Here is a 17,601-nt window from a genome sequence, read left to right on the forward strand (position 1 = left end):
TCCGCCGGAAGATTCGGTAGATCCGCCGGCCGATCCGGCAGATCCGCCGGAAGATCCGGAATCGACGGAGACGACCGGGTCGGGCGACCCGAAGCCCGGGTCCGACGGCGGTGGCTCGGCCGCCGACACCGACGGCGGTGACGACTCGGGTGCCGACGGCGGTGACGGCGAGTCGGACGCGGCCGGCGACGAGGGCGACGCCGAGAACGGGATGACGTAAACGCACACGAAGTTGTTCGTTGTTCCACGAACGTTTTGAGCGCGCGGTCCTCACGGTCGGTATGGAACTGCTCGACGACAGCGTCGTGCCGGCGCGCGCGAGAGACGTCAAACAGGAGGCCCGCGAGTTCGCGGACGAGTACATTGCCCCGAACGCCGAGGCGTATTACGAATCGGGCGAGTACCCCTGGGAGGTGCTCGAAGCGGGGATGGACGCCGGGCTCGTCGCGCAGGACATCGGCGAGGAGTACGGCGGGAAGGGGTTCGACCTCGCGCAGGTGCTCGCCATCGCGGAGGAGTTCTACCGCGCCGACGCCGGCATCGCGCTCACCCTCCAGCTCGCCAGCTTCGGCGCCGAGATGGTCGAGCAGTACGGCACCGAGGAGCAGAAGGAGGAGTACCTCCGGCCGGTGGCCGAGAACGACCAGATCTCCGGGCTCGCGGTCTCCGAACCGCAGACCGGCTCCGACCTCGCGGGCATGACGACGGAGGCCGAGAAGGTCGAGGGCGGCTACGAGCTCACCGGCGAGAAGTACTGGGTCGGCAACGCGGTCGAGGCCGACTGGCTCACGGTCTACGCCAAGACCGGCGAGAGCGACGACCGCTACTCCAACTACACGCTGTTCATCGTCGAGACCGACTCCGACGGCTACGAGGCCGAACACATCCCCGAGAAGATGGGGATGCGCGCGTCCAAGCAGGGCCACATCGTCTTCGAGGACTGCTTCGTCCCGGAGGAGAACGTCGTCGGCAGCGAGGGCGGCGGCTTCTACGTGCTCGCGGACTTCTTCAACCACGGCCGCGTGATCGTCGGCGGCCACGGGCTCGGGCTCGCGGCCGCCGCCATCGAGGAGGCGGAGGCGTTCATCGACGAGCGCGAGGCGTTCGGCCGCACCATCGACGAGTTCCAGGCCGTCCAGCACACGATCTCCGACATGCGCATCGGGTTCGAGTCGGCCCGCGCGCTCAACTGGCGCGCCTGCGAGAAGGTCGCGAACAACGAGGACGCCGGCTACTGGGCGGCCCTCGCCAAGACCAAGTCCACGGAGGTCGCGACCGACTGCGCCGAGCAGGGCATGAAGCTCCACGGCGGCCGCTCGATCCTCACCGACCGCCGGATCGCCCGCGTCTACCGCGACGTGCGCATCCCGGTGATCTACGAGGGCGCCAACGACATCCAGCGCAACCTCATCTACCGGCAGTCGCGCTGAGGGCGACTCCGGGGCGGCTCACAGCGTCGCCGCCAACCGCCGCAGCGCCTCACTGCCGCCGGTCGCCAGCGGCTCGCCGTGGCCGACGCAGGCGACCTCGAACACCGGAGCGCGCTCGGCCAGGTCGCGCACGCTCGCCGCGACCGCGTCGGTGTCGTAGCTGATCACCCAGCCGGAGGGCTTCAGGTCGCCGTCCGACTCGGAGACGAGGTCCCCGAGCAGTCCGACCCCGAGTTCCTCGCTGACGTACGCGACGTGGCCCGGCGTGTGCCCGGGCGTGTGGTACGCGGTGAACGAGCCGAGCGCCTCCCCGTCCCGCACGCCGACCACGTCGAGGTCGGGGAGATCCGTGAGGAGCCCGCCGAGCCGCTGGATCAGTCCCTTGTGATTCCGGAGCGGCGGCGACCGCGCGCCGCGGAGGAGCTGGGCGTCGAACCCGTACGCGTGGATCGACGCGTCGAGGTCGGGCGCCAGCGCCGCCAGCGTCCCGACGTGGTCGAGGTCGTAGTGGGTAAGCAGGACGCGGCCGATGTCGGAGACCGCGACGCCGGCCTCGTCGAGGCCGCGTCGGATCGCCGCCTCGTCCCACGGCGTGCCGGCGTCGACGAGGGTCGGCACGTCGTCGGAAACGAGGTACGCGTTGACCCCGCGACAGTCGAACCGCCAGACGCCCTCCGCGATTTCCGTCGCCATGTCGGTGCGTACGGTCCGGAGCGGAATGAACGCTGTCGTGGCGGAACGCAGGGAGCGCGACCTCCCGGGACCGAGTCGACGCCGTCGACGGTGCGCCCGACGAAAACGCCAAGACGCCGGGGCGACACCACGGGGTATGCGACTGGAGGACTACTGGGGGATCGGCCCCAAGACGAGCGAGCGGCTCACGGCGGCGCTCGGGACCGAGCGGGCGATCGAGGCGATCGAGTCGGCCGACGTCCGCGCGCTCGTCGACGCCGGGCTCCACCGCGGTCGCGCGACGCGCATCCTCCGCCGGGCGAACGGGGAGGCCGGGATGGAGGTGCTCGCGACGGGCGACGCGCGGTCGGTGTACGACGACCTCCTCGGGCTCGCGGCCGACGCCGCGCTGACCGCGCACGCGGCGGACCGGATCCGCGTGTTGACCCCGCTGCTCGACCGCGACGCCGTCGAGTCGCGGTTAGGGCGGGTCGTCGCCGCCCGCGACGCGTGGACCGGCCTCGACGAGGCTGACCGCGAGGCCGTCGAGGACGCGTTCGCCGCGTACGACGAGGCCGACGGCTCCGACCTAGCCGCGGTCGAGACCGCCGTCGCGCTCCGCGAGGCGGGGCTGACTGACGGTCCCTTCGCAGCGGTCGGCGCGCTCGACGGCGACCGACTGCGCGACGCGGCCGACGCGCTCGCGGACGTTCGGGGCTCGATCGACCCCGCCGGCGACCTCGACGGCGACGACATCGAGATCGCGAGCGGCGCCGACGCGGAGCTGGACCGCCTGCGCGAGCGGCTGTCGGCCGCGCGCGACCTCGCGGACTCCGCGTTCGACGTGCTCGAGTCCGTCCGCGACGGGAGCCTCCGCGACTTCGAGGCGCTGGAGGCGGCGACGATCGACCACGTCGCGCGCGAGACGGGGGTCGAGCCGGCGACGGTGCGGGCCGCGGCGCCCGACGAGGCGCTCGACGCGGCCGACTTCGTCTCCGGAACCCTCCGGGAACTCGTCGTCGAACTGGAGGCCGCGGTCGACGAGCGCGAGGCCGCCGTGGCGGCCGACATCCGCGAGCGACTGGGCGACGAGCCCGCGACGGCCGACGCGAGCGAGGCGGAGACCGACGACGCCGAGGGAACCGGGAGCGACGACGCCGAGGAGACGGAAGAGGGCGGCGACACCACCGTCGCCCGCGCCGCGGCGGCGGTGTCGGACGCCGCGTTCCTGCTGTCGCTCGGGCGGTTCGCGGCAGAGAACGGCCACGTCCGGCCGACGCTCGTCGACGACGGCATCGCCGTGCGCGGGGCGCGAAATCCCTTCCTCGCCGGCGACGTCCAGCCGGTGTCGTACGGGGTCGGCTCCCACTCGCTCGCGGACGCGTCGGGCGTCGCGAGCGCGGACGCCCCGCCGACGGGCGACCGCGTGAGCGTCCTCACCGGGGCGAACTCCGGCGGGAAGACGACGCTCTTAGAGACCCTCTGTGCGGTCTCGCTGCTCGCGTCGATGGGGCTGCCCGTGCCCGCCGACGCGGCCGAGGTCGGCGCCTTCGACCGGGTCGTCTTCCACCGCCGGCACGCCTCGTTCAACGCCGGCGTGCTGGAGTCGACGCTGAAGTCGGTCGTCCCGCCGCTGGTCGCGGACGGCCGCACGCTCATGCTCGTCGACGAGTTCGAGGCGATCACGGAGCCGGGGCGCGCCGCCGACCTGCTGAACGGCCTGGTGACGCTGACGGTCGACCGCGGCGCGCTCGGCGTGTACGTCACCCACCTCGCGGACGACCTGAGCCCGCTGCCCGACGCCGCCCGCATCGACGGCATCTTCGCGGAGGGGCTGACGAACGACCTGGACCTCCGGGTCGACTACCAGCCGCGGTTCGAGACCGTCGGGAAGTCCACGCCGGAGTTCATCGTCTCCCGTCTCGTCGCGAACGCGAGCGACCGCGGCGTCCGCGCCGGCTTCGAACACCTCGCGGGTGCCGTGGGCGAGGAGGCGGTCCAGCGAACCCTCTCCGACGCTCAGTGGACGGCGAACGATGACTGAGGAGGCGGGCGGTAGCGACCCCGGGCCGGACCGGATCCGCTCGATCGCGGTCCACCGCGAGGACGTGGCGAACGCCCTCGAAGCCACGCTCCGGAGCGACCGGGATGTCGTCCTCCGCGCGACGCCGCCCTTCTCGGGGCGGATGCGCGCTCGGCTCCACGCGGTCGACACGGACGGCGACGGTGACGCCGAGAACACGGGTGAATCCGACGTTCCGGCGCCGCTTCACGTCGACCCGCGGGACCTGGTCGAGGACGTGCCGCCGTATCCCGAGCCCGACGACACCGCGACCGAATACCCCGACGCCGACCTCGAAGCCCGCCGGGAGCGACACGCGGAAGCCGTCGAGTCGTGGCGCGAGCGCGTCCGCGAGGGCGTCGGCTCGACGGTCGAAATCGAGGTCGACGGCGACGCTCGCGCCGTCGACGTGGTCGCGCTCGGCTGAATCGAGCCCTCGCGCTCGGCTGAATCGAGCCGGAAAACCGAACCGCGCGAGCTACAGCCGCAACCGCTCGACTTCGGTGCCGGCGGCCTCGAACTCGTCGTCGGTCGCGGCCGCGACCACGACGGTGCTCACGTCGGTCGCGGCGTCGAGGTCGACCTCGAACGCGCCGTCGCCGTCGGGCGTCGCGATGCGCGACGTTTCCCTGGTGTGGACCGCCACGAGCTCGGCGTCCGTCTCGCCCGCGACGACGACCGCGTCTTCGACGAAATCGGCGGTGGCGGTCAGGTCGGGACCCTCCGGGCGGTCGCGCTCGACGTACCGGTCGCGGACCGCGGTCGGGGTCTCGATCGGCTCGCCCGCGTCGACGCCGTGGGCCAGCCGAATGAACCCGGCCATCGACCACGCGAGCGGGGTCGCCCCCCCGGTACCCTCCCCGAACTCCCAGCCGTACTTCGTCGGGTGTTCGCGGTCCCACACCTGCTCGGGGAGCATGCGCCCGGAGTTGGCGAAGCCGGCCATCGTCTCCAGGAGCGCCTCGGGTTCGAGCGCCTCGTCGTCGGTGCCGCCGAACGCGTCGGGACCGTCGGCGCGGGCGCGCAGTTCGTACTCGCCGCGCTCCCCGGTGAAGATCGGCCAGAGACGCCCGCGGCCGTCGCCGGTGCCGGCCCACGGCGCGCCGGGGTCACCGACCGCGATCTCGCCGTACGCGTCGCCGACGTACCGATACCAGGCGGCGCCGTGCGGCGTGTCCACCCGGATCGAGTCGTCGACGACGGAGACGGAGTTGCGGACGATCGGGTCGTCGGCGGGCTTGATCCCCAGACGGACCAGTTCGAGGAAGCCGCCGTCGACGATCTCCCGCTCGTCGTAGGTCGGCCCGTCGTTGGCGATGGTGCGCGGACGCCCCGCCTCGGGATCGCCGTCGGCCGTGATCCGGAGGTAGTACGGGGTCTCCTGATGGCGGTCGGTCCCGGTCGCGGTCGCGCACCACTCCTCGACGCGCGCCGCCCAGTCGTCCGCGAGCGCCAGCCACGCGAGCGCGTCGGCGCGGAGCGAGTCGGGCGATTCGGCGGCCTCGCTCCCGGACGCCTCACGCCGGTCGGCCTCCGCGAGCGCGAGCGCGGCGCCGGAGACGAGTCCGGCGATTTCGGCCGCGATGCTCGACGGCGAGTAGCCGGCCTCCTCCTCCCAGCGCTCCTGTGCCGTCTCGGGGCCGTTGGCGGCGATGTAATCGAGCGAGCGGCTGACCTGTTCGTAACTGTACTCCGCCTCGCCGAGCGTCAGACCGCGTTCGTACAGCTGCCAGGCCATCACCGAGGGGAACGCGATGTTGTCCATCTGCTCGCCGCCCCAGCGGGTCCGGCCGTCGATGTAGGTGTTCTGCGGGAGGAACCCGTCGTCGTCCTGCTGAGTGTTGTACAGGTACGCCAAGGCGTCGGCGCCGCGGTCGAGTTCGTCGATCTCGATCAGCGCCGTGAACACCTGATAGAGGTCCCGCGACCACACGAAGTTGTAGCCGTAGCCGCGGTCCTCCGCGGCGTACTCGGTCTCGCCCCACGGGACCGAGGGGCTCGCGATCCCCGCGCCGTCGTGGGTCTTGTCCTCGACGGCCGCCAACGTCATCAGCGCGAACCGGTACTGCGCCGCGAGCTCCGGGTCGCCCGCGACCGAGTCGGGGAGGTCGCGGTCAGCGAGCCACGCGCGCCACGTCTCGGCGTACGCGTCCGCGGCGTCGTCGAAACCGCGCGCGAGCGCCCCCTCGGCCTCGCCGAGCGCGGCCGCGGTGTCCGACTCCTCCGCGAACCCGAGCGCGACCGTGTCCGCGATCGCCTCGCCGCTGCCGACGAGCCCGGCGAGGACGACGTTGCCGACCGCCGCGGTCGATTCCTCGCCGGGGTCGCCGTCGCCGAACAGCGCGTCGGCCGCCTCGCCGCCGGCCGCGAGCGCGCTCGCCCAGTCGAACCCGTCGCCGCTCGCCAGCGCGAGCGCGACGTCGAACGGCTCGCCGTCGTCGTCGACGAGCTTGCCCGCGTCGCGGTCAGGGTCGTCCTTCCGCGCGAGCAGGTGCGCCCCGTCGTCGCCGGCGACGCGCTCGGCGCGGTCGTCGGTGCCGACGTTGGCGACCGTCGCGTCGACGAGCGCGTACACGTCGTACTCGCGGCGCCCCTCGAACCGGACGTCCGCGAGGATCGCGGTCCCGTCGGTGTCGACCGCGTACTCGACCGTGAGCGTCCAGCCGTGCCCGTGGCCGTCGCCGGTCTCGCGGATCGTCTGGACGTACGCGAGCGCGTCGTCGGCCGCCGGCTCCGTCGTGCGCTCGACCGTCTCAGTCGCCGTGACGTGGTCCGTCTCGTCGAACGTGCGGACCGCGTACTCGGAGTCGGGGTCCGCGACGAGGAAGTCGAACGTCCGGACGTTCATCACGTCGATCCGCGGGAACCGCGCCTCGGTGAGCGCCCCCTCGGTGAGCGTGAACCACACCGGGACCGGCTCGTCGGCCTCGTAGTCGGCGGGGGTTCCGACGCCGAACTTCCGACCGGTCGTCCAGTGGGGCGCCGCCTCGGGCCCGGTCTCGCGGTCGTGCGGGACCGGGAGCTCCCCGTGGCTCGCGAGCGTCACCGTGGCGTCGATCCGGAGCGCGTGCGACCACGCGATGGGGGTCGCGCTGTCGAGGTCCCCGTCGTCGAACGCCTGCTCCGCGAACAGTCCGGCCTCGTTGGTGAACGGACCGTCGGGCTCGCAGAGCGCGTACAGCTCGCGGGCGTCGGCGAACAGCGGCCCCGACGCGCCGCCGCGCTCCTCGACGACGCCCGCGAGCGTCGCCGCCGCGGTCGCGCCCCACAGCGTCGCGATTGACCACACCTTCGCGGCGCCCTGCTCGGCCGTGCGCCAGTCGTCGCCGGCGAACCTGACGAGCCCCTCCACGGCGGATGTCTCGCGCCGAAGCGCGTCGATGGACTGCCGGACGTGGGTGTTGACGCGGTCGAGGAAGCGGTCGAACTCGCTCGCGGCGACGGACTCGATCGATCCGGCGCCCGCACCGTCGATGGCGGCGGAGTCGCCGGAGCCGTCGGTCGCGGCGGAGTCGCTGCCGCCGGTCGCGGTCTCGTCGTCGAGGAGCGCGGCGTACTCGGCCGCGGCGGTGGCGAGCGCGAAGGTGCTGGCGTCGGCGCGGGCGTCCCGGCTCCCCTCGCTGGCGCGCTGGAGGAACCGTTCCGTCTCGGGGTTCCAACGGGCGTCGAGGCCGGAGAGGGCGGCCTCCGCGGCGTCTGCCGCCTCGGCCCGCAGGTCCTCGTCGACCGGCGCGCGCGCCACGGCGGCGAACGCCCGGAGGTACTCGGCGCCGGTGTGGGTGAACCGCCCGAGCGCGTTCTCCCAGCAGTTCTGACAGCGGCGGGGAAGCCCGTCGTCCTCGGTCGTCTCCGAGAGGAAGTCGACGCCGTCGGCGATCGTCTCGTCGATCCGGTCGCGCCACTCGGTCGGGAGGTCCGCCTCGCGGCGGAGGGTCGCGAGGAAGGCGACGACCGTCGCGGGCTGGTCGAGCTGATCGTTCGGGCCCGGCGTGCCGTTCGCGCCCTCGATCCGGGCGTTCGCCCAGCCGGGCGCGACCTTGCCGGAGTCGGCCCACACGCGGTGGGGCCACGAGCCGTCGGCGTCTTGGGTGCGACAGAAGAAGCTCGCGGTCGCGAGCAGCTCCTCGTCGGCGTCGAGGCCGAGTTCCTCGCTCGCGTCGAGCAGCGCGGTCGACACCGACGCCTCGTCGCGGAACCAGGTGTAGCCGTAGCCGCCGGAAGTAGAGTAGAAGGGGTCGAACTCCGGGGCGGCGATCCGCGCGCCGGACTCGGCCGTGAGCAGGTCGAGCGCGCGGAGGTCGCTCGCGATTACCGACCGCCGGGGAGCGTCTTCGGGAACGTCGGGTCCGCGACCGTCGGCGGCCTCGCGGAGCTCGTCGGCGTCCGGGTAGGCGGTGGCGATGTTCGAGACCGTCTCGATGCGGCGCTGGCGGTCGATGCCGTCCGTGAGCGCGTCCTTCGCGTCGTCGCCGGTGTCGCGGGCGCCGCCGCGGTCGACGACGGCCCGGCCGGCGAGGGTGACGCGCTCGGTCCGTCCCTCGCGCTCGAAGGGCGCGCGGACGACGACGTCCGGGGTGAGCCGCGAGTCCTCGCGGCGGTCGATCTCGCCGCGGTGCGGGAAGCCGTCGTCGGCCTCGCCGAGCAGTTCCGGAATCGTCCGCAGCCGCTGTCCGTGGGCGTTCGAGAGCCCCGTCGAGGCGGTGAGGAAGTCGTGTTCCGTGCGGTGGTACACCTCGACGACGCCGCCGTCGGCGGGACCGGCAGCCTCGTGGACCATGTTGCCGACGCGCCCCTCGACCATGTCGGGCGAGAACGCGTAGGCGGCGACGAGTTCGGCGTCGGCCGGCGGCGAACCGCGGAGCTCGACGTGGGTGAGGTGCGTGTCGCTCACGACGAGGTCGAACTGGTGGATGGTGTAGCGGCCGGCGTCGTACTCGGTCTCGACGAGCGGCGTGTCGCCGTCGTAGTGCTGGCGGGTCGTCTCGAGGTCGTCGAACCAGCGGACGCCGCGCCCGGCGGTGATCCCCATCCGGAGCCGGTCGGCGCCGCCGACTCCCGAGAGGGAGTACGAACAGTCGTGGACGGTCCCGTCCGGCCCGACGTGGACCAGCCGTCCGTCGTCGCCGGTGAACGCGCCGGCGGTCATCGAGTGTTCCGCCGGGTACCGCTCCCCGCGCCGACGTTCGTGTTCGGTAAGGGCGGTGCGCAGTCGCATACCCGCTCTGCGACTGCCGGAGTAAAAGCCTTGACGACCGCGGCTAGGAACCGATCGCGGCGCGAGAACGGGGGTAGATGGGGGCGATATCGGGCCGGACGCGGCCGAACCAAGAGCAACACCGAAGACCCCGGGCGTTGATGACCGTCACATGCACCATCCCGGACCCCCGCGTTTCCTCGCGACCGGTGAGACGACGGAGCTGGCACCGAGAGACCCGGACCCGGACGCCGCGTACGCGTGGCGCGTCGCGGACGCGCCGCCCGGCAGCGAGTCGACCGTCGGAGACGGGCCCGTGACCGAGTTCACGCCCGACGTACCCGGGCGCTACCTGCTCGGGCTGGACGCTCCGGACGGCGATCACCTGCTCACGGTTCGGGCGTTCGCCGCGAGCTACGCGGGCGTCGACGTCGCCGGCGGGAGCGGCACGGCGATCCGCGACCGCGACGTCGACGACGAGCCGATCGACTACGCCGCCCGCGAGCAGCACGAGGGCGTCGGTCGCCCGCGAGTGCGGGTGGACGCGAGCGTCGCGTTCGACGCCGACGCGGCGCCGGCGGGCGAGGGCCCCGACGATTCGGACGCAGGGCGTGCCGGCGAAGCGGTGTTCACCGCGGTGCCGACGCCGAACCCCGACTCGACGCTCGAGGCCGGCGAGCTGGCCGTGCGGTTCGTCGTCGACGACCGCGACGTCGAGGCCGCCGTCGCGGCGGGACGCACGAACCCCCGCGACGCGCTCCGCGCGAGCGAGGACGGCCGCGAACTCCGGGTGTCGCTCGACGCGGTCCCGGACCGACTCCGGGTTCACGCCGTCGCGGTCGCGCGCGATCCGGGCGAGGACCCGCGGGTCAGCGTCGCGGACGCGGCCGCGGTGGTGCGGGTCGACGACGGCCCGTCGGCCGTCGACGAGGCCGGCGGCGGCGAGGCCGTGTTGACCCCGGACACGCCGGACTTCGAGACCCGGCGACTCAACGATCCGCCGCAGTGGACGAACGAGGCCTCCGTGTACGAGGTGTTCGTCCGCACCTTCGCGGACGCCGAGGAGGGACACGCGTTCGACGCGATCGCGGAGCGGATCCCGCGGATCGCGGACCTCGGCGTCGACACGCTGTGGCTCACGCCGGTCCTCGGCCACGACGGGAAGCCGCACGGCTACAACATCGTCGACTTCTTCGACACCGCGGACGACCTCGGCGATCGCGAGGAGTTCGAGGCGCTCGTCGAGACGGCGCACGACAACGGGATCCGAGTGTTATTCGACTTCGTCGCCAACCACACCGCGCGCGACCACGAGTGGTTCCAAGACGCGTATCAGAACCCCGACTCCCCGTACCGCGACCGCTACGAGTGGCAGGCGTCGGGCGAGCCGGGCACCTACTTCGACTGGGAGCTGATCGCGAACCTGAACCACGCCAACCTCGAGGTCCGGCGGTTCCTGCTCGACGTGATCGACGAGTGGGCGCCGCTGGTCGACGGGTTCCGCTGCGACATGGCGTGGGCCGTGCCCGACTCGTTCTGGCGCGAGCTTCGCGACCGCGTGAAGGACATCGATTCGGAGTTCCTCCTGATGGACGAGACGATCCCGTACATCCCCGGGTTCCACGAGGGGATGTTCGACGTCCACTTCGACGCGACGCTGTACTTCCAGCTCCGGCAGGTGGGGCGGGGCGCGGAGCCCGCCAGCACCGTCCTCGACGCGGTCGACCAACGCGCCGAGATCGGGTTCCCGGACCACGCGGAGTTCCTCCAGTACATCGAGAACCACGACGAGACCCGCTACCGCGTCGAGTGCGGCGACGCCGCCGCGGCCGCCGCGGGCGCGGCGATCATGACGCTGCCGGGCGTCCCGATGGTGTACGCCGGCCAGGAGATCGGCCAGCGCGGCCGTCGGGACGCGATCGCGTGGGACCACGCGCGCGAAGACGTCCGCGACCGCTACGAGCGCCTGTTCGAAACGCGCCGCGACCACCCGGCGCTCGGCCCCGCGGGCGACCTCTCGCGCGTTGACTACCACGTCGCCAGCGGCGACCTCTCGGAGCGGCCCGTCGTCGCCAGCGGCGACGTTCACCCGGACGACGTGGTCGCGTTCCGTCGGAGCGACGGCGAGGAGGACCTCGTGGTCGTCCTCAACTTCGCGCCCGACGCCGCGAGCGTCGCGGTCGAGGTCGACCACGGCGAGCGCGACCTGGTCACGGGCGAGGCGTGCCTCGTCGAGGACGCCGAGGGGACCGAGCGGATCCGCGTCGACGAGGTGGCGGTGGTGCCGGTGGCCGGGGAGTAAGGGGCCGTCTCGCCCCGGTCGTTCGTCCCGGGAGTCGCACTCGGCCGCGATCCGCCCGGACGTAACGCTTGAGTCGGTGGGGATCGCAGGGGGGCGTATGCGATTCGACCGCTCCGACGGCGTCTTCTGTCACGTCACCTCGCTGCCGGGGGCGTACGGGATCGGCGACCTCGGCGAGGGCGCGCGCGAGTTCCTCTCGTTCCTCGGTGACGCCGGCGTCGACCACTGGCAGATCTGCCCGATCGGACCGACGATCTCCGCCGCCGGGGAGTCGCCGTACCAGTCGCCGTCGGCGTTCGCCGGCAACCCGCTCTTCGTCGACCCCGACGGCCTCGTCGACGACGGCTGGCTCGACGCGGCCGACCTCGAGCCGGTGCCCGATTTCCCGACCGACCGGGTCGACTACGACGCGGTCCGCGAGTACAAGCTCCCGCTGTTGCGGACCGCGTTCGAGCGGTTCGAGGAGCGAGCGAGCGAGGACGACCGCGCGGCCCTGGACGCGTTCCGCGAGCGCGAGCCGTGGCTGGCCGACTACGCGCTGTTCCGGGCGCTCTCCGACGCGCGGCCGGAGGACGTCTGGACCGACTGGCCGGAGGCGCTGCGGACGCGAGACCCCGACGCGCTGGCCGACGCTCGCGAGGAACACGCGAGGGAGGTCCGCTTCCGCGAGTTCGTCCAGTGGACGTTCGACCGCCAGTGGCGCGACCTGCGCGCGGTCGCGGCCGATGAGGGGGTGTCGATCGTCGGCGACGTGCCCATTTACGTCGCGCTCGACTCCGCGGACGTGTGGGCGAGCCCGGAGGCGTTCCGGCTCGACGACGGGAATCGCCCGACCGCGGTCGCGGGCGTCCCACCGAACGCGGGCGACACCGGCCAGCGCTGGGGGAACCCGCTGTACGACTGGGAGCGGCTCGCCGAGACCGGGTACGACTGGTGGCTCGACCGGTTCCGCCGCCTGTTCGAGCTCGCGGACGTGGCGCGGCTCGACCACTTCCTCGGGTTCGTGAAGTACTGGGCGATCCCCGCCGACAGCGACGACCCCGCGGACGGCGAGTGGCGCGAGGGGCCGGGGCGCGACCTGTTCGAGGCGGTCGAACGCGAGCTGGGCGAGGCCCCCTTCATCGCCGAGGACCTCGGCTTCGAGGAGCCGGCGATGGACGAACTGATGGCCGAGTTCGGCTTCCCCGGCATGCGCGTCCCGCAGTACGCCGACTGGTGCGCGGCGGGGAACGAGTACCAGCCGATGCACTACGGCGAGGGCGTCGTCGGCTACACCTCGACGCACGACACGGACACGTGGGTCGGCTACTTCGAGGACCTGCCGGCCGAACAGCGCGACTGCTTCCGGTACAACGTCGGCGCGGAGCCCGACGATCCGCCGGAGTGGGCGATCATCGACGAGGTCTGGGCCTCGGACGCGATCCTGGCGGTGACGACGCTCCAGGACCTCCTCGGGCTCGGCAGCGAGGCGCGGTTCAACGAGCCGGGCACGCTGGCTGGCAACTGGGAGTGGCGAGTCACCCGCGACGCGCTCGACGACGCGATCGCGGAGCAACTGTGGGAGCTGGCGGGCAAGCACGTGCGGTGAACCGTGACGGGAGTCCTCCCCGACGCGCCGATCGTCCACGTGGTGACGATCGTCGCGGCGACCGGTTTCATCTGGCTCGGTAGCGGGTGGTTAGAGGAGGCCGCCGAGACCCTCTCCGGCTACTACGGGCTTCCGGCGGTGGTCCAGGGGTCCATCGTCGTCGCGGTCGGATCGAGCTTCCCGGAGCTCGTGAGCGTGATCGTCACCGCCCTCACCGGCGTCTTCGACATGGGCGTGGGCGCGCTCGTCGGCTCGGCCATCTTCAACATCCTCGTGATCCCGGCGGCGGCCGGGATCGGCGGCGAGGGCGAACTGGAGGCCAACCGGACGATCGTGTACAAGGAGGCGCAGTTCTACATGATCGCCGTCTCGGTGCTGGTCGTGACGTTCGCGCTCGCGGCCATCTACTTCCCCGTCTCGTCGGACCCGATCGTCGGGACGATACCGCGCTCGCTCGCGGTCATCCCGCTCGCGCTGTACGCGCTCTACCTCTTCATTCAGTACCAGGACGTCGACGACGCCGAGATGGATCGCGTTCGCGACGGGGTCGACGTCGGGCGGGAGTGGGCGAAGCTGCTCGCCGGGCTCGCGGTCATCGTCGTCACGGTCGAGCGACTCGTGGCGTCGGTCGAGTCGCTCGGCGCCACGTTCGGGGTCCCCGAGTTCCTCGCCGGCGTCACGATCGTCGCGGCCGCGACGAGCCTCCCGGACACGCTGGTGAGCGTCCGGACCGCGCGCGAGAACCGCGGCGCGACGAGCCTCGGGAACGTCCTCGGGTCGAACACCTTCGACCTGCTCGTGGCGATCCCGCTCGGCGTGCTGATCGTCGGCGAGGTCGATGTCAACTTCTCGACGGCGGTGCCGATGCTCGGCGTCTTGACCGTCGCGACCGTGCTCCTCTTCGTGACGCTCCGGACGAGCCTCGCGCTCGAGAAACGCGAGTCGTACGCGCTGCTCGTCGCCTACGGGCTGTTCGTCGCGTGGGTCGTCGCCGAGAGCGTCGGGGCGACGAGCGTACTCAAGGGCGTGTGAGCCCGCGGCGCCGGCGCGGTCGGTCGCCCGCGGGCGACCGGCGTCGTCCGGTTCAGTAGGAGTTCCGCCCGATGACGAAGTACAGGAGGATCCCGAGGACCGGCGCGAAGAACACGATAAGCGCCCAGAGGATCGGCGGGTGATCGCTGCGCGACTCCGCGTCCGAGTACGTCCACGCGATCATCGCGAGGTGGACGACCAAGAAGACGAGCCCGATCAGGAGAGCGATGCCGGCGGCCGCGCCTTGGAGGAGCAACGGGGACATACCGCCTGACACCACAACGGCCGCAGTCAAGTGTTTTTGGGATCGACCCCGACGACCCCCGACGACCTCCGACGACCCCCGACGACCTCCGACGACCCCCGACGACCTCCGACGACCTTCGACGACCCCCGACGACCCCTGACGAAACCGATATCCGCGACTAGTGCGAACGCATCGCATGGTCAACGCGGTGCGCGCGGTCGGCGCCGGGGTCGAGTGTCTCGGCGGCGCCCTCCTCGCGCTGTCGCGGACCGTCGACGGCGAGGTGCGGGTCGGCTCGCTCGCGGCCGGGTTCGCGGCCGGCTACCTGTATCGTCACGCGCGAGCGGTCGCGGGCTGTCGGCGGTTCCGCGCCGGTCCGGGCCGGAGCCTGGTCGTCGCGCTGGCGTGGACGGCGCTCGGGGTCGCGATCGACCGCTCCGTCGACGAGGCGGCAGCGAGACGGGGGTTCGCGGCCGGTCTCGGGCTGGGATCGGCCGGCTATTGGTTCGCGCGGCGCGCGGAGTGAGCGAGGCGAGACGCCCGCGAACCGGCCGCCGACCGGGGGCCGCCCGCGGCCGGACGCTCGTGCGCGGCCGGTCTCCCGGCGCGACTACCGGAGACCGAACCGTTTTGATCCCGCGGCGCCCGGTCTCGGTATGGACCTCTCGGTCGACGCGGAGCGACTCCGCGCGGACATCGAGGCGAACGCGGCGTTCGGGCGGGTCGAGACGGACGATCCGAAGGCGCACGCGCGAACGAACCGGACGGGGACCGAGGCGAACCGGCGGGCCAGAGATCGACTGGTCGAGCGCTTCCGGGACGCCGGCCTCGACGTCACCGTCGACGCCGTCGGAAACGTCCTCGGGACGTGGACCCCCGAGAGCGCCGATCCGGACGCGGCGCCGGTCGTCTCGGGGAGCCACCTCGACAGCGTCCCCGAAGGGGGCATCTTCGACGGGCCGCTCGGGGTGTACGCCGCGCTGGAGGCGGTCCGCGCGATGCGCGACGACGGATTCGAGCCGGACCGCCCGGTCGGGGTCGTCAGCTTCACCGAGGAGGAGGGCGGCACCTTCGGGAACGGACTGCTCGGTTCGGCGGTCGCGACCGGCGAGTTGGCGCTCGACGACGCGCTCGCGCTGTCGAACGCCGACGGGGAGACGCTAGGCGACGCGCTCGACCGGATCGGCTACCGCGGGGGGAGCGCGGTCGACGCCGCCACGCCGACCGACGCGGACGGCGAGGCGGCGACGATCGGCCCCGAGTCCTGGGCGGCGTTCTACGAGCTTCACGTCGAACAGGACACGACGCTGGAGTCGACGGGCGCGGCGGCCGGCGTCGTGACGACGATCACCGGGATCACCCACTGCGAGGCGACGATAGAGGGCGAGGCGAACCACGCGGGCGCGACCCCGATGGACGAGCGCACCGACGCGCTCGCGGCCGCGAGCGAGTTCGTGCTGGACGTCGAGGCCGCCGCGAACGAGGTCGTCGCATCGTCGTCGCCCTCCGCGGTCGGCACCGTCGGCTCGCTGTCGGTCGCACCGAACGCGACGAACGTCGTGCCCGGGCGCGTCGAGGCCGGCGTGGACGTTCGCGACGTCGAGGCCGAGTCGATGGAGACGATCGTCGACGCCGCGCGCGACTCGCTGGCGCGGCTGGCGCGCGACCGGGGGGTCGAGACCGAGTTCGAGCGTCCGTTCGACGTCGCGCCGACGCCGATGAGCGACCGCCTGCGCGAGGCCGCCCACGAGGCCGCCGAGGCGGCCGGACGCGAGGCGATCGACCTCCACTCGGGTGCCGCACACGACGCGATGCGGGTCGCGCGCGTCACGGACGCGTCGCTGCTTTTCGCCCCCTCGCGCGACGGGGTCTCGCACAACCCGCTCGAGTGGACCGACTGGGGCGACTGCGCCGCCGCGACCGAGGTGCTCGCCGGGGCGCTCGCGCGCGTCGCGGCCGGCGATCGATGACGGTCGACGAGGGGAGCGGCCCTCGGGAGAACCACCGCGTCGCGGCGAAGCGCGACCCGACTCCCCGGGACGCCACAACCGTTTTGCCGGGCGGCCGCGAGCGGCGAGCGTGAGACGTCCACTCGGACTCGCGTCGCTCGCGGTCGGGCTGCTGGCGGGGGCCGCCGGCACCGTCGCCGGGACGACCGACGCGCTCGCGAACTGGCCGCCGATCGGCGGGTACCCCGCGCCGACCGTCGTCGGCCGGTCGCTGCTCGTCGTCGCCGTGGCGGGAGTGGTCTACGGGAGCTACCTGCTCGCCGTCCGGGTGCTGACGCGGTCGGCCAACAAGCGCCGGGCGCACAACGTCCGGAACCTGCTCCGGCTGGCGTTCGGGGTCGTCGGGACGGTGGCGACGCTCGCGGTGGCGACGGAGAACTGGCTCGGACTCTTATTCTCGCTCGGCGTCATCGGGTTCGCGATCACCTTCGCGCTCCAGCAGCCGTTGCTGTCGCTGATCGCGTGGGTGTACATCGCGGTCAAGCAGCCGTTCGGCGTCGGTGACCGGGTCCGGATCGACGACGCGAAGGGCGACGTGATCGGGGTCGACTTCCTCGTGACGACGCTGTGGGAGATCAACGGCGAACTGGTGACGACGAACCAGCCCTCGGGACGGGTCGTCACCGTCCCGAACAGCGTCGTCCTCTCGTCGAACGTCGTCAACTTCGGCGGGGGCGGGTCGCCGTACGTCTGGAACGAGGTCGCGGTCCAGGTCGCCTACGAGACGGACCTGGAGTTCGCGCGCTCGGTGATGATCGAGGAGGCGACGGGCCTGGTCGGCCGGGAGATGGCCGACGGCATCGCCGCCTACCGCGAGGCGCTCGCGGAGACGCCCGTCGAACTGGAGGTCAACGACGGCCCGAGCGTCAACGTCCGACAGGAGGAGTCGTGGGTCGAACTCCGCGTCCGGTACCTCACGCACCCGCGACGCGGGCAGCGCGTGAAAAATCGGCTGTACGAACGGATTCTGGAGCGGTTCAACGAGAATCCGGACCGCGTCGCGTTCCCGGTGAGTCGGAGTCGGTGAGTCGGAGTCGGTGAGTCGCGGCCGCGGGCGAACCCTCC

General features: G+C 72.6%; 12 protein-coding genes and 1 pseudogene. 10 read left to right on the forward strand and 3 right to left on the reverse strand.

Annotation, left to right across the window (positions count from 1 at the left end; genetic code table 11):
• Both EXE42_RS19190 and EXE42_RS02565 read left to right on the forward strand, forming a co-directional pair.
• Positions 1-220: pseudogene (locus tag EXE42_RS19190) on the forward strand (hypothetical protein); the annotation flags it as partial.
• 61 nt (positions 221-281) lie between these two features.
• Complete coding sequence (locus EXE42_RS02565; protein WP_092923124.1) at positions 282-1,430, forward strand: acyl-CoA dehydrogenase family protein; 1,149 nt, start codon at positions 282-284, stop codon at positions 1,428-1,430.
• Positions 1,431-1,448: 18 nt separating this feature from the next.
• Here the strand turns inward: EXE42_RS02565 and EXE42_RS02570 are convergent, their stop codons facing one another.
• Positions 1,449-2,123 carry an MBL fold metallo-hydrolase gene (locus EXE42_RS02570; protein ID WP_092923127.1) on the reverse strand — a complete coding sequence of 225 codons (675 nt, stop codon included), beginning with the start codon at positions 2,121-2,123 and terminating at the stop codon, positions 1,449-1,451.
• Between the two features lie 136 nt (positions 2,124-2,259).
• Here EXE42_RS02570 and EXE42_RS02575 point away from each other — a divergent pair, with 136 nt between their 5' ends.
• A complete protein-coding gene (locus EXE42_RS02575; RefSeq protein ID WP_137705834.1) occupies positions 2,260-4,146 on the forward strand; it encodes a DNA mismatch repair protein in 1,887 nt (628 codons plus the stop codon).
• Positions 4,139-4,591, forward strand: a complete 453-nt coding sequence (locus EXE42_RS02580; protein WP_092923133.1) for a hypothetical protein — start codon at positions 4,139-4,141, stop codon at positions 4,589-4,591. The genes EXE42_RS02575 and EXE42_RS02580 overlap by 8 nt, the downstream gene beginning before the upstream one ends.
• Before the next feature lie 51 nt (positions 4,592-4,642).
• Here the strand turns inward: EXE42_RS02580 and EXE42_RS02585 are convergent, their stop codons facing one another.
• Entirely contained in the window at positions 4,643-9,379 is a 4,737-nt protein-coding gene (locus EXE42_RS02585; protein WP_199240725.1) for a glycoside hydrolase family 15 protein, read from the reverse strand.
• Positions 9,380-9,530: 151 nt separating this feature from the next.
• Here EXE42_RS02585 and malA point away from each other — a divergent pair, with 151 nt between their 5' ends.
• From malA to EXE42_RS02600, 3 genes are all read left to right on the forward strand, one after another.
• A complete protein-coding gene (malA, locus tag EXE42_RS02590) occupies positions 9,531-11,660 on the forward strand; it encodes an alpha-amylase MalA (RefSeq protein ID WP_137705835.1) in 2,130 nt (709 codons plus the stop codon).
• Positions 11,661-11,757: 97 nt separating this feature from the next.
• Positions 11,758-13,248 (forward strand): 4-alpha-glucanotransferase, encoded by a 1,491-nt coding sequence (gene malQ, locus EXE42_RS02595; protein ID WP_137705836.1) that lies wholly within the window; start codon positions 11,758-11,760, stop codon positions 13,246-13,248.
• Positions 13,249-13,251: 3 nt separating this feature from the next.
• Positions 13,252-14,280 carry a sodium:calcium antiporter gene (locus tag EXE42_RS02600; RefSeq protein WP_092923142.1) on the forward strand — a complete coding sequence of 343 codons (1,029 nt, stop codon included), beginning with the start codon at positions 13,252-13,254 and terminating at the stop codon, positions 14,278-14,280.
• A 52-nt stretch (positions 14,281-14,332) separates the two neighbouring features.
• Here the strand turns inward: EXE42_RS02600 and EXE42_RS02605 are convergent, their stop codons facing one another.
• Positions 14,333-14,545 carry a PLDc N-terminal domain-containing protein gene (locus EXE42_RS02605; protein ID WP_092923145.1) on the reverse strand — a complete coding sequence of 71 codons (213 nt, stop codon included), beginning with the start codon at positions 14,543-14,545 and terminating at the stop codon, positions 14,333-14,335.
• 178 nt (positions 14,546-14,723) lie between these two features.
• On the opposite strand from EXE42_RS02605, the gene EXE42_RS02610 reads away from it, so the two are divergent.
• The 3 genes from EXE42_RS02610 (at position 14,724) to EXE42_RS02620 (ending at position 17,563) form a co-directional block, all read left to right on the forward strand.
• Positions 14,724-15,053, forward strand: coding sequence for a hypothetical protein (locus EXE42_RS02610; RefSeq protein ID WP_092923148.1), 330 nt, complete (start codon positions 14,724-14,726; stop codon positions 15,051-15,053).
• 130 nt (positions 15,054-15,183) lie between these two features.
• Positions 15,184-16,497 carry a Zn-dependent hydrolase gene (locus EXE42_RS02615; protein WP_137705837.1) on the forward strand — a complete coding sequence of 438 codons (1,314 nt, stop codon included), beginning with the start codon at positions 15,184-15,186 and terminating at the stop codon, positions 16,495-16,497.
• Between the two features lie 109 nt (positions 16,498-16,606).
• Positions 16,607-17,563 carry a mechanosensitive ion channel family protein gene (locus EXE42_RS02620; protein WP_137705838.1) on the forward strand — a complete coding sequence of 319 codons (957 nt, stop codon included), beginning with the start codon at positions 16,607-16,609 and terminating at the stop codon, positions 17,561-17,563.
• Positions 17,564-17,601: the final 38 nt, after the last annotated feature.

The organism is Halorubrum sp. SP3, assembly GCF_005435195.1.
Taxonomy (GTDB): domain Archaea; phylum Halobacteriota; class Halobacteria; order Halobacteriales; family Haloferacaceae; genus Halorubrum; species Halorubrum sodomense.